Origin of the sequence: Aeromonas lusitana (assembly GCF_002812985.1) — a bacterium.
Lineage (GTDB): Bacteria > Pseudomonadota > Gammaproteobacteria > Enterobacterales > Aeromonadaceae > Aeromonas > Aeromonas lusitana.
The window spans coordinates 94443-118906 of the sequence record NZ_PGCP01000005.1 but is presented as its reverse complement, the minus strand read 5'-3'; the positions used below and the strand labels follow the sequence as shown (position 1 = coordinate 118906).

Annotated in this window: 18 protein-coding genes; 9 read left to right on the top strand and 9 right to left on the bottom strand. The window is 62.4% G+C overall.

Translation table 11 applies throughout. The features are described from left to right. Positions 1-2: 2 nt before the first annotated feature. The 8 genes from tapF to CUC44_RS05400 all read left to right on the top strand — a co-directional run bounded on the left by tapF (position 3) and on the right by CUC44_RS05400 (position 8046). Positions 3-794 (top strand): PilW family type IVa pilus biogenesis/stability lipoprotein TapF, encoded by a 792-nt coding sequence (gene tapF / locus CUC44_RS05435; protein WP_100858966.1) that lies wholly within the window; start codon positions 3-5, stop codon positions 792-794. Then, positions 784-1731: a RodZ domain-containing protein gene (locus CUC44_RS05430; RefSeq protein ID WP_100858965.1), complete on the top strand. Its 948-nt coding sequence runs from the start codon at positions 784-786 to the stop codon at positions 1729-1731. Before tapF ends, CUC44_RS05430 begins: the two co-directional genes overlap by 11 nt. Positions 1732-1741: 10 nt before the next feature. After that, a complete protein-coding gene (ispG, locus tag CUC44_RS05425) occupies positions 1742-2857 on the top strand; it encodes a flavodoxin-dependent (E)-4-hydroxy-3-methylbut-2-enyl-diphosphate synthase (RefSeq protein WP_100858964.1) in 1116 nt (371 codons plus the stop codon). A 169-nt stretch (positions 2858-3026) separates the two neighbouring features. Continuing rightward, positions 3027-4304 (top strand): histidine--tRNA ligase, encoded by a 1278-nt coding sequence (gene hisS, locus CUC44_RS05420; protein ID WP_100858963.1) that lies wholly within the window; start codon positions 3027-3029, stop codon positions 4302-4304. 3 nt (positions 4305-4307) lie between these two features. Continuing rightward, positions 4308-4958: a YfgM family protein gene (locus CUC44_RS05415; protein WP_100858962.1), complete on the top strand. Its 651-nt coding sequence runs from the start codon at positions 4308-4310 to the stop codon at positions 4956-4958. Further along, entirely contained in the window at positions 4951-6135 is a 1185-nt protein-coding gene (gene bamB / locus CUC44_RS05410) for an outer membrane protein assembly factor BamB (RefSeq protein WP_100858961.1), read from the top strand. Before CUC44_RS05415 ends, bamB begins: the two co-directional genes overlap by 8 nt. A 74-nt stretch (positions 6136-6209) precedes the next feature. Further along, entirely contained in the window at positions 6210-7718 is a 1509-nt protein-coding gene (gene der, locus CUC44_RS05405; RefSeq protein WP_100858960.1) for a ribosome biogenesis GTPase Der, read from the top strand. A gap of 97 nt (positions 7719-7815) precedes the next feature. Next, a complete protein-coding gene (locus tag CUC44_RS05400; protein WP_100858959.1) occupies positions 7816-8046 on the top strand; it encodes a zinc ribbon domain-containing protein in 231 nt (76 codons plus the stop codon). A 351-nt stretch (positions 8047-8397) separates the two neighbouring features. Here CUC44_RS05400 and mltF read toward each other — a convergent pair whose 3' ends face one another. Further along, entirely contained in the window at positions 8398-9894 is a 1497-nt protein-coding gene (gene mltF, locus CUC44_RS05390; protein WP_100858957.1) for a membrane-bound lytic murein transglycosylase MltF, read from the bottom strand. A 148-nt stretch (positions 9895-10042) separates the two neighbouring features. Between mltF and purL the strand changes: the two genes are divergently transcribed. After that, entirely contained in the window at positions 10043-13948 is a 3906-nt protein-coding gene (gene purL, locus CUC44_RS05385; RefSeq protein WP_100858956.1) for a phosphoribosylformylglycinamidine synthase, read from the top strand. A 335-nt stretch (positions 13949-14283) separates the two neighbouring features. On the opposite strand, the gene nuoN is transcribed toward purL, so the two are convergent. The 8 genes from nuoN to nuoG form a co-directional block, all read right to left on the bottom strand. Then, the gene (gene nuoN / locus CUC44_RS05380; protein ID WP_100858955.1) at positions 14284-15747 is read right to left on the bottom strand and encodes an NADH-quinone oxidoreductase subunit NuoN; all 1464 of its coding nucleotides are present in this window, start codon (positions 15745-15747) and stop codon (positions 14284-14286) included. Between the two features lie 46 nt (positions 15748-15793). Beyond that, positions 15794-17311, bottom strand: a complete 1518-nt coding sequence (gene nuoM / locus CUC44_RS05375) for an NADH-quinone oxidoreductase subunit M (protein WP_100858954.1) — start codon at positions 17309-17311, stop codon at positions 15794-15796. 80 nt (positions 17312-17391) lie between these two features. After that, positions 17392-19239 carry an NADH-quinone oxidoreductase subunit L gene (nuoL, locus tag CUC44_RS05370; RefSeq protein ID WP_100858953.1) on the bottom strand — a complete coding sequence of 616 codons (1848 nt, stop codon included), beginning with the start codon at positions 19237-19239 and terminating at the stop codon, positions 17392-17394. Then, entirely contained in the window at positions 19236-19544 is a 309-nt protein-coding gene (gene nuoK / locus CUC44_RS05365; RefSeq protein WP_041205926.1) for an NADH-quinone oxidoreductase subunit NuoK, read from the bottom strand. Before nuoK ends, nuoL begins: the two co-directional genes overlap by 4 nt. Continuing rightward, on the bottom strand, positions 19541-20092 hold the full coding sequence (nuoJ, locus tag CUC44_RS05360) for an NADH-quinone oxidoreductase subunit J (RefSeq protein ID WP_100858952.1): 552 nt from the start codon (positions 20090-20092) through the stop codon (positions 19541-19543). The genes nuoK and nuoJ overlap by 4 nt, the downstream gene beginning before the upstream one ends. 10 nt (positions 20093-20102) lie before the next feature. Beyond that, entirely contained in the window at positions 20103-20645 is a 543-nt protein-coding gene (gene nuoI, locus CUC44_RS05355; RefSeq protein ID WP_100858951.1) for an NADH-quinone oxidoreductase subunit NuoI, read from the bottom strand. Between the two features lie 96 nt (positions 20646-20741). After that, the gene (gene nuoH / locus CUC44_RS05350; RefSeq protein ID WP_100858950.1) at positions 20742-21707 is read right to left on the bottom strand and encodes an NADH-quinone oxidoreductase subunit NuoH; all 966 of its coding nucleotides are present in this window, start codon (positions 21705-21707) and stop codon (positions 20742-20744) included. Beyond that, positions 21704-24433 (bottom strand): NADH-quinone oxidoreductase subunit NuoG, encoded by a 2730-nt coding sequence (nuoG, locus tag CUC44_RS05345; RefSeq protein ID WP_100858949.1) that lies wholly within the window; start codon positions 24431-24433, stop codon positions 21704-21706. Before nuoG ends, nuoH begins: the two co-directional genes overlap by 4 nt. Positions 24434-24464 lie beyond the last annotated feature (31 nt).

The following is a 24464-nucleotide window of genomic DNA, read 5'->3' as shown; positions in this document are numbered from 1 at the left end:
CATTGTATAGACAGGAAATGGATATCCGTACATTGATCGTAGTGGCAGCGCTCAGCGCGCTGCCTGGCTGTGTTACCGAGACCACTTACGCTGGCCAGAATTCGACCCAGCGTGAAGTGGGACCCGATCTCAAGGCGGCTGCCCAGACCCGCCTCGATCTGGGCATTCAATATCTGCGGCAGGGCAATGCCGAACAGGCCAAGTTCAACCTTGACCGGGCCCTGCAGTACGACCCAAGCAATCCTCAGGTGTATATCGGTTTTGCCTACTTCTACCAGCAGGTGGAAGATTACAAGGCGGCCGAGACAAGTTACCGCAAGGCATTGGATATGGATCCGACCAATGCTGACGCGATGAACAACTATGGTGCCTTCCTGTGTAACCGCGGTCGCTTCGATGAGGCGGACAAGGCGTTCCTGCAGGCGGTCAGCCAGCCCGATTACGTCAAGATCGCCGATACCTACGAGAATGCGGCGCTCTGTGCCATGCAAAACAAGAGAAATGATAAGGCCGGCGAGTACTATCGTCTGGCCTTGGGGTATAATCCTCGCAATCCAAGGTTATTGCTGGACATGGCCGAGCTTTCCATGAAAGATGGCAAGCTGCCTGATGCACAGTCTTATCTCGTTCGTTTTGCCGAGGTGGCAGACGAAAACGAGGAGAGCCTCTGGCTCCGACTGCGGCTGGCGCAAGCCATGGACAAGCCGGCATTACTACACCAATTCGGGACTGAGCTGGTAAGGCAATATCCCACTTCGCAACAAGCCAAGCGTTACTTAGCCAATGACTACTGAAAAGCCACACGATTCTCAAGACGACTCCCAGGCAGTTGGCCCAGGCCAGCTGCTGCGCAACGCCCGTGAACAGCTCGGCTGGACGCGAGAGCAGGTTGCGTCCCGCATTCACCTTCGTCTGACCCTGATCGCCGCCATCGAAGCGGACACCTATGACAAACATACTTCCCATACCTTCATACGCGGCTATCTGCGCGCCTATGCCAAGCTGGTGGGTATTCCGGAGGAGACCATACTGGCGGCTTACGAGCGGCTGGGACTGACTCCCCCCGATAACATCGACATGCAGAGCTTCTCCCGTCGCTCCCGTCAGCAGGCCAATGACAGTCGCCTCAAGGTGATGACCTGGCTGGTGATCCTGGTGCTGATCGCGCTCTCAATCGCTTGGTGGTGGCAGAGTACGGAACGCCGCTCCGCCGGTGAAGAGGCCCTGGCGGCGACCGAGATTGGCACCACGGGCGAACAGCCTGACGAAAATGCCGTCTCTGCGGCCGTGGACCTGACCGATCCCGTCTTGCCCGCCGTGTCTGATGCCGTGGCGACCACGGACGCCGTGAGCCAGGTCGCGCCGGTGGTGAGTAATGCCGCCGCGACCGCTCCCGTGCAGCCCGACGTCAGTGCGGCCGTGAGCACAACTACCTCTGCGGCTGTCGCGACGGCGCCGGCGGATGAGACAGCCACCGAACCCGCCACTGCGTCCCAGCTCAAGATGAGCTTTACCGCGGACTGTTGGCTGGATGTCAAGGATGCCAACGGCAAGACCCTGTTCAGCGGTCTGAAGAAGGCAAATGACGTACTTGTGCTGGAAGGACCCGAGCCACTCAAATTCATCGTTGGCGCCCCCATGGCGGTCAATCTCGAATACAAGGGCAAGTCCTTCGACATGAGCCGTTACAATAACGGCCGGACTGCTCGCTTCTCACTGCCGCAGGAGTAATCAGTCCGCCATGTCCGCTCACGAATCTCCCATCATTCGTCGTAAATCCAAGCAGATCATGGTCGGTAAGGTACCGGTTGGGGGCGATGCCCCCATCACGGTGCAGACCATGACCAACACCAAGACCACGGACGTGGCCGCCACCGTCGAGCAGATCCAGCGGATCGAGCGAGTCGGGGCCGATATCGTCCGGGTGTCTGTGCCGACCATGGAGGCCGCCGAAGCCTTCAAGCTCATCAAGCAACAGACCAATATCCCCATCGTCGCCGATATCCATTTTGACTATCGCATCGCCCTGAAGGTGGCCGAGTACGGCGCCGACTGCCTGCGCATCAACCCGGGCAACATAGGCAACGAGGAGCGGGTGCGCGCCGTGGTCGACTGTGCGCGCCACTACAACATCCCGATCCGCATCGGGGTGAACGGTGGCTCGCTGGAGCGGGACATCCAGGAAAAATACGGCGAGCCGACCCCGGAGGCACTGCTCGAGTCGGCCATGCGCCACGTGGATTACCTGGATCGCCTCAACTTCGATAATTTCAAGGTGAGCGTCAAGGCATCCGATGTCTTCCTCGCCGTCGGCGCCTATCGCCTGCTGGCCAAGCAGATAGAACAGCCGCTGCACCTTGGCATCACGGAAGCGGGTGGTTTTCGCGCCGGCGCGGTCAAGTCCGCCATCGGCCTTGGCATGCTGCTGAGCGAAGGCATAGGCGATACCCTGCGCATCTCGCTCGCCGCCGATCCGGTGGAAGAGGTGAAGGTCGGTTTCGATATCCTGAAATCCCTGCGCATCCGCGCCCGTGGCATCAACTTCATCGCCTGTCCCTCCTGCTCCCGTCAGGAGTTCGACGTGATTGGCACGGTCAATGCCCTCGAAGAGCGGCTGGAAGACATCATCACCCCGATGGATGTCTCCATCATCGGCTGCGTGGTCAATGGCCCGGGTGAGGCCCTGGTTTCGGATCTGGGGCTCGCGGGGGCCGCCAACAAGAGCGCCTTCTACGAGGGTGGCCAGCGGGTCGACCGGTTGAGCAACAAGGATCTCATCCCCGTGCTGGAGCGACGCATTCGCGCTCGGGCGGCCATGCTGGATCCGGCCAACCAGATCCAGGTGGACAAAAGCTGAACTGACAAGGGTTGAACCGATCAGGGTTTGACCAGTGCGGGGCCACCTGGGGTGGCCCCAGCTTTAGGTAGTTGATTTTAAATCCCGCATCCGGGCACCCTGATTTTACCTTGGGGTCGAAAATCCCTATAATGCGGCCAAATTTCACGTCTTTTTCTCGAGTAGCAACGTGGCAAAACAGATCCAAGCAATTCGCGGTATGAATGATTGCCTGCCGGAGCAGAGCCCGGTATGGCAGAAAGTGGAACAGATCCTGCGCCAGGTCGTGGCCAGCTATGGCTACAGCGAAGTGCGCATGCCCATCGTCGAACAGACTCATCTGTTCAAACGCGCCATCGGTGAAGTGACCGATGTGGTCGAAAAAGAGATGTACACCTTCGAGGATCGCAACGGCGACAGCCTGAGCCTGCGTCCCGAAGGCACCGCCAGCTGCGTGCGTGCCGGTATCGAACACGGCTTGCTGTATAACCAGGAACGCCGTATGTGGTACATGGGCCCCATGTTCCGTCACGAGCGTCCCCAGAAGGGCCGCTATCGCCAGTTCCATCAGTTCGGGGTCGAGCTGTTTGGCATCAACGGACCGGATATCGACGCCGAGCTCATCATGCTGACCCACCGCCTGTGGCGTCTGTTCGGCATCAGCGATCACGTGACCCTGCAGCTCAACACCCTGGGTCAGAGCGAAGAGCGCGCCGCCTACCGCGATGCCCTCATCGCCTATCTGGAGCAGTACAAGAGCGAGCTGGACGAAGAGAGCCAGCGCCGCATGTACAGCAACCCGCTGCGGGTGCTCGACTCCAAGGACGAGAAGGTGCAGGCCATTCTGGTGAACGCACCGCGCCTGTTCGATCACCTGGGAGAAGCGAGCCTGGCTCACTTCGAAGGGCTCAAGGCGCTGCTGACCTCCGCCGGTATCCAGTTCGAGGTGAACGAGCGGCTGGTGCGTGGTCTCGACTACTACAACCTCACCGTGTTCGAGTGGGTAACCAGCAGCCTGGGAGCCCAGGGCACCGTCTGCGCCGGTGGCCGTTACGATGGTCTGGTGGAGCAGCTCGGCGGTCAACCGACCCCGGCGGTGGGCTTCGCCATGGGCATGGAGCGTCTGGTGCTGATGCTCGAAACCCTGGAGCTCAATGCCGACATCCGTCCGGCGGTGGATGTCTACCTGTGCATGGTGGGTGAGGGCACGGAGCAAGCGGGCTTCCAGCTCGCCGAGCGGCTGCGCGATGCGCTGCCATCCTTGCGCCTGATGAGCCACTGCGGTGGCGGCAACTTCAAGAAACAACTCAAGCGTGCCGACAAGAGCGGTGCGGCCATTGCCCTGATTCTCGGTGAAACCGAGGTACAAAGCGGGGAGATCACCATCAAGTATCTGCGTGGCCAGGCCGAGCAACAGACCGTGTCGGTCGATGCCGCCATCGCCCTGCTGGCAGCTAAAGGAGAGTAAGCTGTGGAAGTTTATACCACCGAAGAACAACAGGTTGAGGTCATCAAGAGCTGGTGGAAAGAGAACGGGACCTCGGTACTTGCAGGGACTGTGATCGGCCTGGTCGGTCTGTTTGGCTGGCGCTATTACAACGAACATCAGCTGACCAGCCAGGAGACGGCTTCCGCGGCTTACAACGAGATGACCACCCAGCTGGCCAAGGGCGATGCTGCCGCGCTGGAGCAGGCCAAGAGCTTCATCAGCGCCCACAAGGGTGACTCTTATGCCGAGCTGGCTGCCTTGCAACTGGCTGCTGCTGCGGTCAAGGCCAACCAGCTGGATCTGGCTGCCCAGCAGCTGACCGAGGTCGCGACCAACGGTGACGAAGCTATCCGTCCCATCGCCGCCCTGCGTCTGGCCCGGGTGCTGAATGATCAAGGCAAGGCCGACGAGGCTCTGGCTCAGCTTGGCAAGATCAACAACGAGGCGTTCAAGGCTCAGGTAGCCGAAGCCCGTGGCGACGTGCTGCTCAAACAGGGCAAGCCGGAAGAGGCGCGCGATGCCTACCAGGCGGCGGCCGATGCCGGCGGTCTGCAGGCGAGCAGCGAACTCAAGCTGAAAATGGACGATCTGGCGCTGCCAGCCGTAACAACGGGTGAGGCTCCGGATGCGTAATCTGTACAAGCGAATGGCGCTGGGGGTTGCGGTTTCCCTGGCCCTGCAGGGCTGCTCCCTGTTCAGTTCGGAAGAAGACTTGACCCCCATGGCGCCGCTGCCCGTGGTGGAGTCTGCCTTTAGCGCCGACACCCAGTGGTCATCTTCTGTTGGCGATGGCATAGGTGACTTCTACTCCCAGCTCAAACCTGTGGTGGAAGAGGATCACATTTACGCCGCCGCCCGTGACGGGGACGTCACCGCCTTCGATCGCAAGACGGGCAAGGTGCTGTGGAGCGTGGACCTGGCCGACTTGCCGGTCAATGCCGACAAGCGCAGTGCCCGCCTCTCCGGCGGCCTGGTGTCTCGCTATGGCAAGCTGTTCCTCGGCTCCGAGAACGGGATCGTCTATGCCCTGAACGAGGCGGATGGGGAAGTGCTGTGGCAGACCCATGTGCCCGGTGAAGTGGTGGCGAGCCCGGCCGTCGAAGATGGCCGCGTGGTGGTACTGACCACCTCGGGCCGTCTGGTGGCGCTCGATACCGACGAGGGCAAGCAGCAGTGGACTCTGTCCGAAGAGCAGCCGCCCTTGACCCTGCGCAGTGCCGGGGCTCCCGTCATCACCAACGGCGCCGTGCTGTACGGCCGCGCCGATGGCAAGGTGGGCATCGCCCTGCTGAGCAACGGTCAGCCGGTGCGCCAGTCCAAGGTGGCGGATCCCCGCGGTGCGACCGAGCTGGATCGCATGGTGGATGTGGACGCCGCACCCCTCATCGCGGGCGATGAGCTCTATGCCATTGCCTACAATGGTCAGTTGATGGCCCGCAAGCTGATGACAGGCGACGAGGTGTGGAAGCGCAAGTATTCCGGCTATCGCGATCTCGCGGTGACCGGTAATGCCATCGTGCTGACCGACAGTCGCAGCCACCTGTTTGCGGTGGACCGTCGTAACGGTCTGGAGCTGTGGTCAAACACCCAGCTGGAAAACCGCAGCGTTACCGCCCCCGTCATCTTCGGTGACTATGTGGTGGTGGGCGATGTGGAAGGTTACCTGTATTGGCTGGATCGTACCGATGGGTCCATCAAGGCCATGCAGCAGCTCGACAGCAGTGGTCTGTACGCCGCCCCTCTGGTGGACGGTGACACCCTGTATGTGCAGAGCCGTGGTGGTAAGTTGTACGCCCTCGCGCGTCCCTGATCACCCGTCAATGTGAATATCCGGCTCCTGGTCTTCGGACCCGGAGCCTTTGTCGTCTTGAGAATGAGGCTTTTATGACTCCTGTAGTAGCCCTGGTGGGCCGCCCCAACGTGGGGAAATCCACCCTGTTTAACCGCCTGACCCGTACACGGGACGCCCTGGTTGCCGATTTCCCCGGTCTGACCCGCGACCGCAAATATGGCCAGGCGAAGTTGGGCGAGCTGGAATTTATCGTGGTCGATACCGGCGGTATCGATGGCACCGAGGAGGGGATCGAGCTGAAGATGGCCGAGCAATCCCTGCTGGCCATCGAAGAAGCCGATGTGGTGCTGTTTATGGTGGATGCCCGTGCCGGTCTCACCGCCGCGGATCAGGCCATCGCCGAGCACCTGCGCAAGAGCCACAAGAAGGTGTTCCTGGTCGCCAACAAGACCGACGGCATCGACGGTGATTCCGCCGTGTCCGAGTTCTACGGTCTGGCCCTGGGTGAAGTGTTCCAGATGGCGGCCGCCCACGGCCGTGGCGTGCTGAGCCTGCTGGAGCTGGCCCTGGCGCCGCATCTGGAAGAACTGGTCGAAGCTGCCGGTGGCAAGGAAGAGGCGCAAGAAGAGCTGGACGAGGACTTCGACGAAGAAGCCCTGCTGCGCATGGTTGCCGCCGGTGACCTGGACACCAAGGAAGACACCAAAGAAACCCCGTTCGCCGACTTGCCCATCAAGTTCGCCATCGTCGGTCGTCCCAACGTCGGCAAGTCGACCCTGACCAACCGCATGCTGGGGGAAGATAGGGTCATCGTCTATGACATGCCGGGCACCACCCGTGACTCCGTCTATATCCCCATGGAGCGTGACGAGCAGAAGTATGTGGTCATCGACACCGCAGGCGTGCGTCGTCGCGGCAAGGTGCACGAGACGGTGGAGAAGTTCTCCGTCATCAAGACCCTGAAAGCCATCGAAGATGCCAACGTCTGCCTGCTGGTGATCGACGCCCGCGAGACCATCACGGATCAGGACCTGAGCATACTGGGCTTCGTGCTCAACTCAGGTCGCTCCGTGGTGCTGGTCGTCAACAAGTGGGACGGTCTGGATCAGAAGGTGAAGGAAGATGTGAAGAATGAGCTGGACCGTCGTCTGGGCTTCATCGACTTCGCCCGGGTGCACTTCATCTCCGCCCTGCACGGCAGCGGTGTCGGCCACCTGTTTGAATCCATCCAGGAGGCGTACCAGTCCGCCACCCGCCGTACCAGCACCGCCATGCTGACCCGCATCATGCAGATGGCCCAGGAAGATCACCAGCCGCCCATGGTGAACGGTCGCCGGGTCAAGCTGAAGTATGCCCACGCCGGTGGTTACAACCCGCCGCGCATCGTCATTCACGGCAACCAGTTGAACGATCTGCCGGACTCCTACAAGCGGTATCTCATCAACTACTTCCGCAAGTCCCTGAAGATCATGGGTACCCCGATCCGGGTCGAGTTCCAGGAGTCGGTCAACCCGTTCGAGGGCAAGAAGAATACCCTGACCCTGAGCCAGGAGCGGCAACGGGATCGCCTGCTGAAGGCGAGAAACAAGACCAAGAAATAAGTGAAAACGGCTGCCTGAGGTAGCCGTTTTTTCTGGTAAAGAGGGGAGTGGTAGAGGGTTATGCTGCCTTTTCCCGCCCAAATGTGAGGAGTCCAGAATGAACCCCCTGATTTGCCCGGCCTGCAGCGCCGCGCTCGATAGCCGCAGCCGCGAGACGAGCTGTCCCCAGTGCCAGGCCCGCTATCAGATCCGGGCCCTGTGCCCGACCTGTGCGCAGGAGCTTGAACGACTCAAGGCGTGCGGCGCTGTGGATTATTTCTGCAATCACTGCAACAGCCTCATCTCCAAGCGTGCGGTCCAGTTTGAACTGACGCCGGTCGAGGCATAAGAAGGCATTAAAAAACCCGGCATGTGCCGGGTTTATTCTGTGTGCTCTGCAATCAGCAAGCTGTAGGAGCGGTTTCGGCGCCATATCTTGCGCTTCATGTCGTTGAGCTTGAGTTTGCGTCTGGGACTCCAGGCACACTTGGTTTTTCTGGTCAGCATCGCTCTTCTGCGTGTGCGCATCTTGTTCTCCTCCCGTGGAGCTAACATCCTGGCGTGGTCGATGGTGCCTGTCGGTGCATTTGTTTATCGGTATCGCAAGTTGATGAATATATTGCGATAAGCACCAATCGACAGGCACTGGCCTGGTGGGATGGTATCAGAGAACGGGGTCGAAAAACACACCCCGTCGGACTCAGTGAGCCGTGATCTGCTTGACCACCTCGGCGATGATGGTGGGGCGCTCCGCGCTGGGCGCCGGCTCGCTGCTGTCATCCTCATCCAACGCCTCACGCCGCTGGGCCTTCTGCTGCTCGTTGTCGAGCCAGAGCAGGCTCTGGTAGTACTGGCGCACGTTGTTGACGTAGTTGCGCGCCTCGCCACCGCGGGCGTAGCCGTAGCGCACCTTGCGGTGCCAGCGGGCCTGTTGCAGCAGCGGCAGCACCTCTTTCACATCGCTCCAGGCATCGGGATTCTTGCCAAGCTGCTTGGTCAGGCGGCGGGCATCCATCATGTGGCCGTAGCCTATGTTGTAGGCGGTGAGGGCAAACCACACCTTCTCGTCCTCCGGTACCGAGTCCGGCACCTTCTCCATCATCTCCTGCAGGTAGCGGGCACCGCCCTTGATGCTCTCCTCCGGGTGGGTTCTGTCACTGACCCCCATCGCCTTGGCGGTGGGTTCTGTCAGCATCATCATGCCGCGTACCCCGGTATAGGAGCGGGCTTGCGGGTCCCAGTGGGACTCCTGATAGCTGATGGCGGCCAGCAGACGCCAGTCGACGACGTCCTTGGCGTGGGTCTGGAACAAGTTCTGGTATTTGGGCAGCAGGCTCTTGGCCCGCTGCAGGAAGGTGCGGGTGTCGACGAAGTCGAAGTTTTGCACATGGCCGAAGTACTTCTCGTCGAGCTTGGCGATGGAGCCATCCATGAAGCGCTGGCCGAAGAAGTCGATGATGCTGGCGTACAGGCTGTCGTCTGGCAGCTTGCTCATGGCCCAAGCCACGGCCTGCTTCTTGGCGAGCGTCATCCCCTCGGTGAGTTCGGGGTAGTAGCGCTGGGTACGGGCCAGCACGGTGTCCTGAACGACTGTGTAGTCCACCTCGCCGTCGGCCACCTGCTTGAGCAGCTCCTCCACGTCCGCGTCCCGGTTGATGCTCCAATCGAGGTTGGGATATTGCTTGCCGAGCTCCTTCATCAGATCCTCACCGGTGGAGCCGGCGGGTACGACTATGGAGCCCTTGAGATCCCCGAGATCCTTGGGTCTGGGGGAGCCGTTGCGATAGACCAGCTTGGGAGAGACCTGGTAGAAGCCGGGGCCGAAGCGAAACAGCTTGCGCCGCTCCGGTGTGACCACGATGGCGGCGGCGGCGAGATCGAGTTTGCCCTTCTCCAGCAGTTCGACCAGCTCGGCGGTGCTGTAGGCCGGGATGATGGTCAGCTTGACCCCTAGCCAGTCGGCATAGTTCTGCGCGAGCTCGTAATCGAACCCCTGAGCTGTGTCGTCTCGTTGGTAATAGGAGGTGGGGCCATACAGGGTGCCAACCCGGATCTCGCCCCGTTGGCGGATCTGCTCCAGCTGGCTGGAGGGGGAGTAGAAGTCACAACCGGCCAGGGCCAGCGTCAACCATATCCCGATGAACAGTCGAAAAATGCAGCGCAAGTAGGTGAGTACCCTTGTTGAAAAAATCGGCATTTGTCAAAAAAGAGGCTCCTTTATACCAGAGAGTGTGGAGCGAGTCACATCGCGCGAGATGAGAAAAACGTTTGTCCGGCGTGGGCCTGATCCCTATAATACGCGCGTCTCAAATTCCCCCCACTCTAAAACTTGGTGAGAAAGGTATATGGAAATCTTGCGTGGTGCCCCTGCACTGTCTGAGTTTCGTGTCCACAAGCTGCTGCAAAGCTTCGCGCAGATAGCAACGAAGGGCGGAGTAGAGATAGAGAGCGTCTATGCCGAATACGTGCACTTTGCCGAGCTATCGAGCCCACTGTCGCCATCGGAGCGAGCGACCTTGGGCCAGCTTCTGCGCTACGGCCCGACCATCCCAGAACACACCCCCAGCGGTCAGCTGTTTCTCGTCACCCCCCGTCCCGGCACTATCTCCCCCTGGTCTTCCAAAGCAACCGACATCGCCCACAACTGCGGCCTGACCCAGGTCAAGCGGCTGGAGCGCGGCATTGCCTATTACCTGCAGCCCAAGGGTGAACTGACGGTGGCGCAGCGCGATGCCGTCGCGGCCCTGCTGCACGACCGCATGATGGAAGTGGTGTTTGGCGAGCTGACCGAGGCGAGTGCCCTGTTTGCCCACCACGAGCCAAGGCCCTTCACCCAGGTGGACGTGCTGGGAGGCGGGCGCGCCGCCCTGGCCTCTGCCAACATCGCCCTGGGTCTCGCGCTTGCCGAGGACGAGATCGACTATCTGGTGGAGAACTTCACCAAGCTTGGCCGCAACCCGAACGACATCGAGCTCTACATGTTTGCCCAGGCGAACTCGGAGCACTGCCGTCACAAGATCTTCAACGCCGACTGGACCATAGATGGCGAGCAGCAACCCAAGTCGCTGTTCAAGATGATCAAAAATACCTTCGAGCAGACGCCAGACCATGTCCTGTCTGCCTATAAAGACAACGCCGCCGTGATGGAAGGCAGCGAGGGCGGCCGTTTCTTCCCGAGCCCCGCCAGCGGTGAGTACCAGTACCACCAGGAGCGGGTCGACATCCTGATGAAGGTGGAGACTCACAACCACCCGACCGCCATCTCTCCCTTCCCGGGAGCGGCTACCGGCTCCGGCGGTGAAATTCGTGACGAGGGTGCGACCGGCCGTGGCGCCAAACCCAAGGCGGGCCTGGTGGGCTTCTCCGTCTCCAACCTGCGCATCCCCGGCTTCGAGCAGCCCTGGGAGCAGGATTTCGGCAAACCGAGCCGCATCGTCAGCGCTTTTGACATCATGCAGGAAGGGCCCCTTGGCGGCGCCGCCTTCAACAACGAGTTTGGTCGTCCGGCCATCCTCGGCTACTTCCGTACCTTCGAAGAGCTGGTGCCGAGCCACAACGGCGTCGAGGTGCGGGGCTATCACAAGCCCATCATGCTGGCGGGCGGCATCGGCAACATCCGCACCGAACACGTCCAGAAAGGGGAGATCCCGGTGGGGGCGGCCCTGATCGTGCTGGGTGGCCCGGCCATGAATATCGGCCTGGGCGGCGGCGCGGCATCTTCCATGGCCTCCGGCCAGTCCGCCGAGGATCTGGATTTTGCCTCCGTGCAGCGGGACAACCCCGAGATGGAGCGCCGCTGCCAGGAGGTGATCGATCGCTGCTGGCAGCTGGGCGACGACAACCCCATCGTCTTCATCCACGACGTGGGCGCCGGTGGCCTCTCCAACGCCATGCCTGAGCTGGTCAACGACGGCGAGCGCGGCGGCAAGTTCGACCTGCGCGCCATCGCGAGCGACGAGCCGGGCATGAGCCCGCTCGAGATCTGGTGCAACGAATCCCAGGAGCGTTACGTGCTGGCGGTCGCCCAGGACAAGCTGCCCCTGTTCAAGGCCCTGTGCGAGCGCGAACGTGCGCCCTATGCGGTGATCGGCACCGCTACCGAAGAGAAGCATCTCACGCTGTCCGATACGCATTTTGACAACCAGCCCATCGATCTGCCGCTGGACGTGCTGCTCGGCAAGGCACCCAAGATGCACCGCGAGGTGCAGAGCCTGCCCGCCCAGGGCAAGGCGCTGCAACTGGACGGCGTCACCCTCTCCGAGGCGGCGATGCGCGTGCTGCGCCTGCCGACCGTGGCGGAGAAGTCCTTCCTCATCACCATAGGCGATCGCACCGTCACGGGTCTGGTGAATCGCGACCAGATGGTCGGCCCCTGGCAGATCCCGGTGGCCGATTGCGCCGTCACCGCCGCCACCTACGACGGCTACCACGGTGAGGCCATGTCCATGGGCGAGCGCACCCCGGTGGCGCTGCTTTCCCACGCGGCCTCCGCCCGCATGGCGGTGGCCGAGGCCCTGACCAACCTGGCGCCGGCTCATATCGGTTCCCTCAAGCGGGTCAAACTCTCCGCCAACTGGATGGCCGCCGCCGGTCACCCGGGTGAAGATGCCGGCCTCTATGAAGCGGTCAAGGCGGTGGGCGAAGAGCTCTGTCCGGCCCTTGGTATCACCATTCCGGTCGGCAAGGACTCCATGTCCATGAAGACCCGCTGGCAGCAAGAGGGTGAGGAGCGCAGCGTCACCTCGCCGCTCTCCCTGCTGATCACCGCCTTTGCCCGGGTGGAAGATGTGCGTAACACCGTCACTCCGCAGCTGCGCACCGATTTGGGCGAAACCGACCTTATCCTGATTGATCTTGGCAACGGCAAGCAGCGCCTCGGCGCCTCGGCCCTGGCCCAGGTCTACCGCCAGCTTGGGCAAAGCGCGCCGGATCTCGACAACCCGGTGCAGCTCAAGGGCTTCTTCAACGCCATCCAGGCGTTGGTGGCAGACCGCAAACTCATCGCCTACCACGACAGATCCGACGGAGGCCTGTTCGTGAGCCTGGTGGAGATGGCCTTCGCCGGTCACTGCGGCCTCGACATCCAGCTCGATCGCATCGGTGGCGACCTGCTGGCGGCCCTGTTCAACGAGGAGCTGGGTGCCGTCATCCAGGTGCGTCGTGACGACAAGGAAGATGTGTTGACCCTGTTGGCCGGTCACGGCCTGGCGGCTTGTTCTCATGTGCTGGGCACGGTACGCGAGGGGGATCTCATCACCCTGGAGCGGGCAGGCACCGAGGTCTATCGCGCCAGCCGCACCGCCCTTCGCACCGCCTGGGGCGAGACCAGCTGGCAGATGCAGCGCCTGCGGGATAACCCGGAGTGCGCGGATAGCGAGCATGCCGCCCGCCAGGATGCGGCGGATCCGGGTCTGCACGCGTCCTTGAGCTTCAATCCGAGCGAGGATGTGGCCGCACCTTACATCGCCCGCGGGGTCTCCCCCCGTCTGGCGGTGCTGCGCGAGCAGGGGGTCAACTCCCACGTGGAGATGGCGGCGGCGTTCGACCGTGCCGGCTTCACCGCCGTCGATGTGCACATGAGCGACATCCTGTCTGGCCGGATCAAGCTGGAGGAATTCCAGACCCTGGTGGCCTGCGGCGGCTTCTCCTACGGCGACGTGCTGGGGGCGGGCGAGGGCTGGGCCAAGTCCATCCTGTTCAACGACGAGGCCCGTGAGCAGTTCCAGCGCTTCTTCGCGCGGGGAGATACTCTGTCCCTTGGGGTGTGCAACGGCTGTCAGATGATGTCCAATTTGCGCGACCTCATCCCGGGGGCCGAGCTCTGGCCACGCTTCGTGCGCAACCGCTCCGAACGCTTCGAGGCGCGCTTCAGCCTGGTGGAAGTGCAGGACTCGCCGTCCGCCTTCTTCGCCGGCATGCAGGGCTCTCGCATGCCCATCGCGGTTTCCCACGGGGAAGGGCGTGTGGAGGTGCGTGATGCCGCTCACCTGAGTGCGCTGCAGCAAAGTGGTCTGGTGGGGCTGCGCTTCGTGGACAACCGCGGTCAGGTGACCGAACAGTATCCGGCCAACCCGAACGGCTCGCCGGACGGCATCTGCGCCGTCACCACAATGGATGGCCGCGCGACCATCATGATGCCGCACCCGGAGCGGGTGTTCCGCACAGTGGCGAACTCCTGGCACCCGGACAACTGGGGCGAGGATGGCGCCTGGATGCGGATGTTCCGCAACGCCCGCGTGCGTCTGGGTTAATCTCAGGTTCATCTCGGTAACAATGAAAAACCGGCCTCAGGGCCGGTTTTTTTATGGGCGCAGGCAAGGGGATGGATCACCCTGCCTCGCTGCCTCGCTGCCTCGCTGCCTCGCTGCCTCGCTGCTTCGCGCCTCACTTGCCCATTGCTTCAGTAGCGTCCAATACCCATCTATTCAGATTTGGGGAGGCGCGCTTGATAAGCAAGGAGAGGAGGTTGGTGAGGGGGGAAGGGGACTGAGGCGCGGCTCTGTCTAGCTTGAGCACGGTAAGAACCCTATATCGGGACATAAAAAAACCGGCCACGGGGGCCGGTTTTTGTTTGGCTGACTGCTTGTCAGCGTAAGACCACGTTCTGGAAACCCTGTACCAAGCTGATGACTGGCTGGGGATAGATACCCAGTGCCACCACCAGGATGGCGGAGAGCAGTACCACCAGGCCACCGGAGGAGAAGGCCCAGTCGGCCCTGGCATCGCGCAGCTGCATGCCGGGTTCGCGCAGGTAGAGGGTGACCATGACCCGCAGGTAGTAGTAGAGGCCCAGGGCGCTGCCGAGCACGATGGCGCCGGAGAGCCACCACAGCTTGGCATCGACGGTGACGCCGATGAGGTAGAACTTGCCGATGAAGCCCAGGGTCATGGGGATGCCTGCCAGGGAGAGCATCATCACCGTCATGACGGCGGTCAGGTAAGGACGGTGCCAGAACAGACCGCGGTAGCTGTGCAGGGAGTCTGCATCCTTGCCGCGGTAGGGGCTGGACATCATGCTGATGACGCCGAACGCCCCCAGACTGGTGAACAGGTACATCAGCAGGTAGACGCCGGCCGCTTCCACCGGCATCTGGCCGAGGCGGCTCGCCACCACCACCGCCAGCAGGTAGCCGAAGTGGGAGATGGAGGAGTAACCCATCATCCGCTTGATGTTGGTCTGGATCAGCGCCAGGAGGTTACCAATGACGATAGAAATGACTGCCATGGCCGCCAGCAACCAGTGGATCATGGGGTCAGAAGTGGCCGGTACCGCCAGATAGAAGCGCAGCAGCACGCAGAATACGGCGATCTTGCTGACGGTCGCCAGGAAGGTCGCGACCGGCGCCGGGGCACCCTCGTACACGTCCGGAGTCCACAGGTGGAAGGGAGCCAGGGAGAGCTTGAAGGCAAAGCCGACCAGCATCAGGCCGAGGCCGCCCATCAACAGCGGATGGTGCGCCGGGCTCTGGGCCAGGGTCAGACCGAGATCGCTGAAGCTGAGGCTCCCCGCCTGGGCGTAGAGCAGCGCCATGCCAAACAACAGGAAGGCGGTGGCGGCGGCGGAGAGCACCATGTACTTGATGCTGGCCTCCAGGGAGTGACGCTCGCGGTAGGCATAGCCCACCAGGCCGAACATGGGCAGGGTCAGCATCTCGATCCCGATAAAGAGGGATGCCAGATGACGGGAACCCGCCAGCACCAGGCCACCGGCGGTGGCGATCAGCAGCAGCAGGTAGAACTCTTCCCGGTTGTCCGGATAGCCCTTGAGCCAGGAGCGGCCGAAGGTACAGGTTGCCAGGGCGCCGATGAGCACCAGCCCCATGTAGAAGACGGCATAGCTGTCCACTTGCAGCAGGGGAGTGACCCCCTGGTCCCCTTGCGCCATGACGATGGGCAGGGAGAAGAGCGCTAGGTTCAGGCCGGTGATGGTCACCGCGAAGGCGGTGTCATCACAGCGTTTCCAGGCGATGGCCAGCATCAGGGCCACCATGGCCCCGGTAGTCAGCAGCAGCGGCAGCAATGCCAGCAGTTGAGCTGCGGTAAACGTCATGACAGTGCTCCTGTAATGGACAAGGAAGGCAGCAGAAGAGAAGTCATCATTGCAGTGCTCCTGTGGCCGGCAGCGCATACCAGTGCAGCACGCTCAGCAGGCTGCTGCTGGCGGTGTCCAGTATGGGCTGGGGATAGACACCGAGCAGCACCAGCAGGCCTGCGATGGTCAGCATCATGGCGAGCTCGCGGCTGTCCAGTCCCTTGAGGACCTTCTCGTCCTTGGGGGCGCCGAAGCAGGCGCGTTGCAGCATGATGAGGGAGTAGACCGAGGCCAGCACCAGACCGAAGGTGGCGATGATGGTCATGATGGGCGCCACCTGGAAGCTGCCGATCAGGATCAGGAACTCGCCGATGAAGTTGCCTGTCCCTGGCATGCCAAGGGAGGCGACCGAGAAGAACAACATGACACCGGGAAGGTAGCGCAGACGCCCCCAGAGGCCGCCCATCTGGCGCAGATCCCGGGTGTGCAGACGCTCATAGAGCTGACCACACAGGATGAACAGACCGGCGGCGGAGAGGCCGTGGGCGATCATCTGAACCACGGCACCTTGCAAGGCCAGCTCGCTGCCCGAGTAGATGGCGATCATCACAAAACCCATGTGGGAGATGCTGGTGTAGGCCACCAGACGCTTGATGTCGGTCTGGGCAAACGCCAGCAGGGCGCCGTAGACGATGCCAAACAGGCCAAGGCCCATGGCATAGGGGGCAAAGGCGGCAGAAGCGTCGGGGAAGAGCGGCAGGGTGAAGCGCAGCAGACCGTAGGCGGCGGTTTTGAGCAAGATGCCCGCCAGGTCCACGGAACCCGCGGTCGGTGCCTGGCTATGGGCATCCGGCAGCCAGCCGTGCAGCGGCACCAGTGGCATCTTGACCGCGAAGGCGATGAAGAAGCCCAGCATCAGCAGCCACTGCACCCCGATGCTCATGGGGGTGTTGAGCAGGTCAAGGTAGTTGAAGGTGAAGACACCGGTGGCGGCGTGGTGGGTCAGCACCAGCCCCAGGATGGCGACCAGCATGATGAGGCCGCTCGCCTGGGTGTAGATGAAGAACTTGGTGGCGGCGTTGATGCGCGACTTGCCGTCGGTGACCGAGTGACCCCAGAGCGCGATCAGGAAGTACATGGGGACCAGCATCATCTCCCAGAAGAAGAAGAACAGGAACAGGTCCACCGCCATGAAGACGCCGAGCACGCCGCCCAGGATCCACAGCAGGTTCAGGTGGAAGAAGCCGATGCGCTGCACTATCTCCTTCCAGGAACAGAGGATCGCCAGCACGCCGATGAAGCTGGTGAGCATCACCATCAAGAGCGACAGGCCATCCACCGCCAGGTGCAAGGAGATGCCAAAGCGCGGGATCCAGGGCAATTGCCACTCAGCCGCCCAGACGGGCAGGCCGGGGTTGGCCAGGGTGAAGTCACCGCTGAGCCAGATGGCGCCGGAGAGCAGCAAGCAGGCGCTCATGGAGAGCAGGGCGACCCAGCGGACGAACTGTCCACCGAGGCGCTCCATCTGCCAGCAGAGCAAGCCGCCGATAAAAGGAATTAACAAGATCCAGAGTAAGGTCACGATATCAGCTCTCGTCTAGGTTCTAGTTCTAATGGGGCAGGCACAGGGCCTGCCGCAGAGTTTGGGCTCATTGAGAGTTCTCAGCCGAGCAGCAGCAGGGCCAGGATCAGGGCGGCGCCCATCCCCATGGAGGCCGCGTACCAGCGCAGCTTGCCGGAGACGGTCCAGGCCAGCAGCTGGTGGCCACCCTGTGCCAGTACGGCGGGCAGATTCATCATCCGATCCAGCGGATCCTTGCCAAGCAGACGGGTCAGCAGCAGGTAGGGCTTGACCCAGAGCTTGTCATACAGCCAGTCAAAGCCCCAGGCGTTGAACCAGAGGGTGCTGAGCAGACGGCCAGGGGCGCTTTCTGCGATGCTCTTTGCCAGGCGGCGCTCACCGAGGAACAGGAAGGCGGCGAGCGCTATCCCCGCGATGGCGATGACGCCGGAGAGGATCTCGAGACTATGGCGCCCCTCTTCGATGTGATCGCCAGGGCCGGCCGGCAGCACACCCGCGAGCGGCGGCGTTATCCAGGCACCGATGGCGGTGGAGAGCACCAGCAGCACCAGCAGCGGCAGCTGGTGGGCCAGACCGTGGCCGGCATGGGCCTGCGTTTGCTCTTTGCCGTGGAAGGCGATGAAGATGAGGCGGAAGGTGTAGAGGGAGGTCAGGAAGGCCCCCACCAGACCGGCCCACAGCAGGGCGCTCTGGCCGCTGGCCTGCACCTGCCAGAGGATGGCGTCCTTACTGTAGAAACCGGCGGTCACCAGCGGCAGCGCGGCCAGCGCCGAGCCCCCGACCAGGAAGCAGGCATAGACCAGCGGCAGGCTCTTGCGAAGGCCCCCCATCTTGAAGATGTTCTGCTCATGGTGGGTCGCGACGATAACGGCACCGGCGGAGAGGAACAAGAGCGCCTTGAAGAAAGCGTGGGTCATCAGGTGGAAGATGGCCCCGTCCCAAGCGCCGACACCCAGGGCCAGGAACATGTAGCCAATCTGGCTCATGGTGGAGTAGGCGAGGATCCGCTTGATGTCTGTCTGCACCAGGGCCGCAAAGCCCGCCAGCACCAGGGTAATGGCACCGACCAGGGCCACCAGATGCAGGATCTCCGGGGCCAGCAGGAAGAGGCCGTGGGTACGGGCGATGAGGTAGACACCGGCTGTCACCATGGTGGCCGCGTGGATCAAGGCAGAAACCGGGGTCGGACCCGCCATGGCGTCCGCCAGCCAGGTCTGCAGCGGCAGCTGGGCGGATTTACCGACCGCGCCACCGAGCAGCATCAGGCAGGCGAACGACAGGGCAGGGGAGCCCTCGGCGAACATCGCCGGCGCACGCACCAGCAGCTCGTGGATGTTGAGGGTGCCAAGCTCGCGGTACAGCACGAACAGCCCGATGGCGAGGAAGACGTCACCGACCCGGGTCACCACGAATGCCTTGAGGGCGGCCGCGCCGTTGGCGGGGTTGCGGTAGTAGAAGCCGATCAGCAGGTAACTGCACAGCCCCACCCCTTCCCAGCCGAGGTAGACGAACAACAGGTCATCGGCCAGTACCAGGAACACCATGCTGGCGATAAACAGGTTGGTGTAGGTGAAGAAGCGGGAATAGCCCTCTTCCCCACGCATGTACCAGGAGGCGAACAGGTGGATGAAGAAACCCACCCCGGTCACCACCCCCAGCATGGTGAGCGACAGCCCATCCAGTGCCAGGCGGAAGGTGGGCTGGAATTCACCCACCGACATCCATTGCCACAGGGTCTGGGTGTAGACGCCGCCTTCCGGCGTGTTGCCGAGAAAGTCGATGCCAACCCAGATTGTGGTCAGGGCAGACAGACCGATACTGCCGACACCGATGAGGGCAGAGGTACGCTCACCGAAACGGCCGATGGAGAAGGCCAGTAGCAGCCATCCCAGCAGGGGGAACAGAAAAGTCAGGTATAGGAGGCTCATCCGCGCATCTCGCTCACAGTGTCCACGTTCAGGGTGTGGTAACGACGATAGAGCAGCAGTAACAGGGCCAGGCCTATGCTGGCCTCCGCTGCCGCCAGAGAAATCACCAGTATGTACATGATCTGGCCATCGGCCTGGGCCCAGCGGCTGCCAGCCACCACGAACGCCAGCGCGGATGCGTTCATCATGATCTCGATACTCATGAGGATAAACAGCAAGTTACGACGAATAAGCAGGCCGCAAAGACCGATGCAGAACAGGATTGCCGCGAGCAGCAAACCGTGTTCCATAGGGATACCACTCATTGCTGACCTCCTTCTTGGTTCGGTTGCGGGGCGGTTTTCGGGACGGAAAGCACTTCCCCGCGCTTGTCCTCACGGCCGAGGTGATAGGCGGTGACCAGACCCGCCAGCAGCAGGATGGAGGCGAGCTCCACCGCCAGCACATAGGGGCCGAACAGGGCGATACCGACCTCCTTGGCGCTGACGTCGGTCAGGCCCAGCTCACCGCCAGTGACGCCGAGGATGCCATAGCCCAGGAAGCCGAGCAGGATGAAGGAGAGCAGGGCCGGGCCACCCCAGGTGGTGGGGGTGAGCCAGTTGCGCTCCTGGGTCTGGGCAGACCCCAAGTTCAGCATCATGACCACGAACACGAACAGCACCATGATGGCGCCGGCGTAGACGATCACCTGCAGGGCACCCGCGAACGAGGCGCCGAGGCAGAAGAAGATCATGGCCACGGCGATGAGCGAGATGATGAGATTCAGCAACGCGTGCATGGGATTGCTGGTGCTGATCACCCGCAGCGTACTGTAAATGGCGACCAGGGCCGCGGCATAGAATGCCAGTTCCATGAATGACTCCTCAGGGCAGCAGGCTCTTGACATCGATGGGCTTGGCTTCGTTCTCGGCGTTGCCTTTCGGCTTGCCGTCGATGGCCATCCCGCTCATGCGATAGAAGTTGTAGTCCGGGTATTTGCCGGGCCCGCTGATCAGCAAGTCTTCCTTCTCGTACACCAGATCCTGGCGACGATACTCGCCCATCTCGAAATCCGGGGTGAGCTGGATGGCGGTGGTGGGGCAGGCCTCTTCGCACAGGCCGCAGAAGATGCAGCGGGAGAAGTTGACGCGGAAGAACTCCGGGTACCAGCGGCCGTCATCCCGCTCCGCCTTCTGCAGGGAGATGCAGCCAACCGGGCAGGCCACGGCGCACAGGTTGCAGGCCACGCAGCGCTCGTCACCGTCGGGATCCCGGGTCAGAACGATGCGACCGCGAAAACGGGGCGCCGCATAGACGGCCTGCTCCGGGTAGCTCAGGGTCTCACGGGGGCGCCAGGCATGGGAGAACACCATGCCAAGGCTGCGCAACTGGGTGCCAACACCCTTGATAATGCTCGTAATTTTCATAGGTGCCTCACTGCACATTTATCAGCACTGGCGTCTTGCTTGATCCCGCTCGGGATGGGCGACGTCCTTACAATCTTCATATCCATATCGGCCTTGTTACGCATTCATCAGCACCACGGCGCCGGTGACCAGCATGTTGATCAGGGTCAGCGGCAGGCAGACTTTCCAGCCAAAGGACATCACCTGGTCGAAACGCGGGCGGGGCAGGGAGGCCCGCAGCAGGATGAAGAACACCATGAAACAGGCGGTCTTCAGGGCGAACCAGATGAAGGGCGGCAGCCAGGGGCCGTGCCAGCCACCGAAGAAGAGGGTCACGATGAGGGAAGAGATCAGCACTATGCCGATGTACTCGCCCACGAAGAACAGACCCCATTTCATGCCCGCATACTCGATGTGATAGCCGTCGGCGAGCTCTTGCTCGGCTTCCGGCTGATCGAACGGGTGGCGGTGGGTGACGGCGACGCCGGCGAACAGGAAGGTGATGAAGCCCAGGATCTGGGGTACCACGTTCCACAGGCCCGCCTGGGCTTCGACTATGTCACGCAGGTTGAAGCTGCCGGTCTGGATGACGATGCCCATGAGCGACAGACCAAGGAACACCTCGTAGGAGAGGGTCTGGGCCGAGGCGCGCAGGCTGCCAAGCAGGGAGTACTTGTTGTTGCTCGACCAGCCAGCGAACAGCACGGCGTAGACCGCCAGCCCCGCGATGGCCAGGATGTAGAGCAGGCCCACGTTGAGGTTCGCCACACCCCAGGTGGGGGTGATGGGCACCACAGCAAACGCCAGAATAAAGGAGGTAAAGGCGATGATGGGGGCCAGTACGAAGATCCGGCGATCCGCGAACGGCGGGATCCAGTCCTCCTTGAAGAACATCTTGACCATGTCGGCCGCCAACTGCAGCAGGCCGAAGGGGCCTACCCGGTTGGGGCCGTAACGATCCTGCCAGAGGGCCAGCAGGCGGCGCTCGATAAAGCTCATGAAGGCGCCTGCCCCCACGATCCCCACCAGCACGATCAGGGCCTTGCCTACCTCCAGCAACAGGTCGATCAGCGCATCGCTCATGCTATGGCCTCCTGCAGGTTATCGATAAAGGCGTGGTGCAGCGCGGTCGGCAGGCCGTTGGCGCCAAGGGGCAGGCCAAGCAGGCCCTGGGCCAGATGGTGACTGACACGCAGGGTCAGCCGCCAGTGGTTGCCACCCCAGGAGAGGGCAATCTGGCTGCCAGCACTGAGGGAGAGACGACTGGCGTCCGCCGGGTTCAGCACCAGGGTGGGATCGCTCATCCGAGCCTGAATGACCGGGCTCTTGCCAGAGAGCTCTTCGCTACCAAACAGCTGATCGTAACTGACCACCTGCAGCGCTTCTTGCGCCTGGAAGGGGGCAGGGATGCTGTCGAACCAGCCCAGGCTATCCTCACCCGGCTCCAGCAGACGGCGGCCGGGATCCCCGGCACGCAGGTTGCCGCCCACCTCGTCCTGGAACTTGTTCCAGGCAGAGGGGGAGTTCCAGCCCGGTGCCCAGGCAAACGGCACCTGTTGCAGGGGTTGGCGGGCACCGGCGTAACCTTCCATGGAGAAGGCGAACGGCGAGTCGGGATCTTGGGCGACCCTGGGTTCGCTCACGTTCTGATCCGCCAGCATGGAGGTGCGGCCGCTATAACGGTGCGGCTCGCGGGCGAGCTTCATGCCACGGATGCGCAAACCGGCGTTGGGGGCGGCTTCACGCATGGTGGCCAGCAGCGGGGCACTGGCGGCGCAGGCACTGCTCACCTCGTCGAAGTTGTTCCAGCGCAGGGGCTTGCGCTCCAGGGCACCTTGCAAGGCGGCCAGCCAGCGCCAGCTCTCGCGCACCTGGATATCGGCGTCGTAGAAGGCGGGGGCATAGACCTGGAAGAAGCGCTGGGCGCGGCCTTCCATGTTGATAAGCGTCCCATCGGCTTCGGCGAAGCTGGCGGCGGGCAGCACCAGACCCGCCTTCTGGGCAGTCTGGGTGTCCTGATGATCGACTACCAGCAGGTGCTGCAGACGGTCGATGACGGCATCGACCCGGCTGCGGGAGGCGCGGCGGTAGAGATCATTCTCCAGGGTGATGAGTGCGAGCTTTTCCCCTCCTTCGATACGCTCGAAGGCGGCTTCCAGCGGCGCGGCGTCCCCGGCCAGCATGGCAAGGCCCAGGCTGTTGGTCTCTTGGGCGACCAGCGCCAGATCCACGGCCTGACCACGGCCCTTGAGGGCGCGGGCAATATTGCTGGCCGCCTCGAGCAGGGCCTGATGACGGGCACCCGAGCCTGCGATGATGAGCGGCTTCTTGGCATTGCCAAGCAGCTCGGCCCACTGGGCGGCCAGGGCTTGCTGCTCAGAAGAGAGATCAGCTATGGCTGGAGCCGAGCCGTCGAGTAGGTGGGCGATGGCGAAGCCGAGGCGCGCCTGATCCGCGTGGGGAGCGTGCAGGGTGCCGCTCGCCACGTCGTCAAGACGGGTGGCATCCAGGCTGGTGATGAGCAGCGGGTAGCGCTCGTTCTGGGCCAGGGTTTGGACGGCGGCAACCTGCCACAAGTCCACCTTCATCTTGCGGGCGATCTCGCGACCCTTGCCCTTGACCGCCTGGCGCAGGGCCAGGGCGATGCGGGCGGCGGTCTGGGTGACATCTTCGCCGAGCACCAGCACGACGTCAGCCTCTTCCATGTCCCTAAGGCTCGGGGTGCGCACGCCGCTCTGTTGCAGGATCTGCAGCATCTTCTGCAGGCATTCCCATTCGCTCTTCTCGACACCGCTGTAGAAGTTGGCGGCACCCACCAGCTCGCGCAGGGCGAAGTTGCTCTCAAGGGAGGCGCGGGGCGAGCCGATGCCGATGATGCCGGATGCGGTACGCAGGGCATCGGCGGCGCGGTTCAGGGCGCCGTCTACCGTGATGGCAAGGCGGTCGTTACCGTCATGGAGCAGGGGCTGGCGCGGACGCTCGGCCAGGTTGACGTGACCGTAGCCGAAGCGGCCGCGATCGCACAGGAAGTAGTGGTTGAGGGCACCGTGATAGCGGTTCTCGATGCGGCGCAGCTCGCCGTAGCGCTCACCCGGGCTGATGTTGCAGCCGACCGAGCAGCCTTGGCAGATGCTGGGGGCAAACTGCATGTCCCACTTGCGGTTGTAGCGCTCCGAATGAGTCTTGTCGGTGAAGACGCCGGTGGGGCAGACTTCCACCAAGTTGCCGGAGAATTCGCTCTCCAGGGTGCCATCTTCGACCCGGCCGAAGTAGACGTTGTCGTGGGCGCCGTAGACACCGAGATCTTCGCCGCCGGCGTAATCCTTGTAGTAACGCACGCAGCGATAGCAGGCGATGCAGCGGTTCATCTCGTGATTGATGAAGGGCCCCAGATCCTGATTCTGGTGGGTGCGTTTGGTGAAACGGTAGCGACGGCTGTTGTGGCCTGTCATCACCGTCATGTCTTGCAGGTGGCAGGCGCCACCCTCTTCACACACGGGGCAGTCGTGGGGGTGGTTGGTCATCTGCCACTCCACCACGCACTTGCGGAACTCTTTTGCCTCCTCGTCCTCGATGGAGATATAGCTGCCATCGGTGGAGGGGGTCATGCAGGACATGACCAGGCGGCCGCGCTTGTCGTCGGCATTCTGATACTGCTTCACCGCACACTGGCGGCAGGCGCCGACGCTACCGAGCGCCGGGTGCCAGCAAAAATAGGGGACGTCCAGACCCAGGGACAGACAGGCTTGCAGCAGGTTATCTGCCCCGTCTACCTCGTACTCTTTACCGTCTACATGAATGGTGGCCATACAACTTCCCTGACTTCAATTAGATAAAATC

Excerpts from the sequence above, each read along its gene's own strand:
- nuoN (WP_100858955.1), bottom strand. The coding sequence starts at position 15,747 with ATGACGTTTACCGCAGCTCAACTGCTGGCATTGCTGCCGCTGCTGCTG.
- der (WP_100858960.1), top strand. The coding sequence starts at position 6,210 with ATGACTCCTGTAGTAGCCCTGGTGGGCCGCCCCAACGTGGGGAAATCC.
- nuoJ (WP_100858952.1), bottom strand. The coding sequence starts at position 20,092 with ATGGAACTGGCATTCTATGCCGCGGCCCTGGTCGCCATTTACAGTACG.
- bamB (WP_100858961.1), top strand. The coding sequence starts at position 4,951 with ATGCGTAATCTGTACAAGCGAATGGCGCTGGGGGTTGCGGTTTCCCTG.
- nuoL (WP_100858953.1), bottom strand. The coding sequence starts at position 19,239 with ATGAGCCTCCTATACCTGACTTTTCTGTTCCCCCTGCTGGGATGGCTG.
- purL (WP_100858956.1), top strand. The coding sequence starts at position 10,043 with ATGGAAATCTTGCGTGGTGCCCCTGCACTGTCTGAGTTTCGTGTCCAC.
- nuoH (WP_100858950.1), bottom strand. The coding sequence starts at position 21,707 with ATGAGCGATGCGCTGATCGACCTGTTGCTGGAGGTAGGCAAGGCCCTG.
- nuoK (WP_041205926.1), bottom strand. The coding sequence starts at position 19,544 with ATGAGTGGTATCCCTATGGAACACGGTTTGCTGCTCGCGGCAATCCTG.
- CUC44_RS05430 (WP_100858965.1), top strand. The coding sequence starts at position 784 with ATGACTACTGAAAAGCCACACGATTCTCAAGACGACTCCCAGGCAGTT.
- nuoG (WP_100858949.1), bottom strand. The coding sequence starts at position 24,433 with ATGGCCACCATTCATGTAGACGGTAAAGAGTACGAGGTAGACGGGGCA.
- nuoI (WP_100858951.1), bottom strand. The coding sequence starts at position 20,645 with ATGAAAATTACGAGCATTATCAAGGGTGTTGGCACCCAGTTGCGCAGC.
- mltF (WP_100858957.1), bottom strand. The coding sequence starts at position 9,894 with ATGCCGATTTTTTCAACAAGGGTACTCACCTACTTGCGCTGCATTTTT.
- ispG (WP_100858964.1), top strand. The coding sequence starts at position 1,742 with ATGTCCGCTCACGAATCTCCCATCATTCGTCGTAAATCCAAGCAGATC.
- CUC44_RS05400 (WP_100858959.1), top strand. The coding sequence starts at position 7,816 with ATGAACCCCCTGATTTGCCCGGCCTGCAGCGCCGCGCTCGATAGCCGC.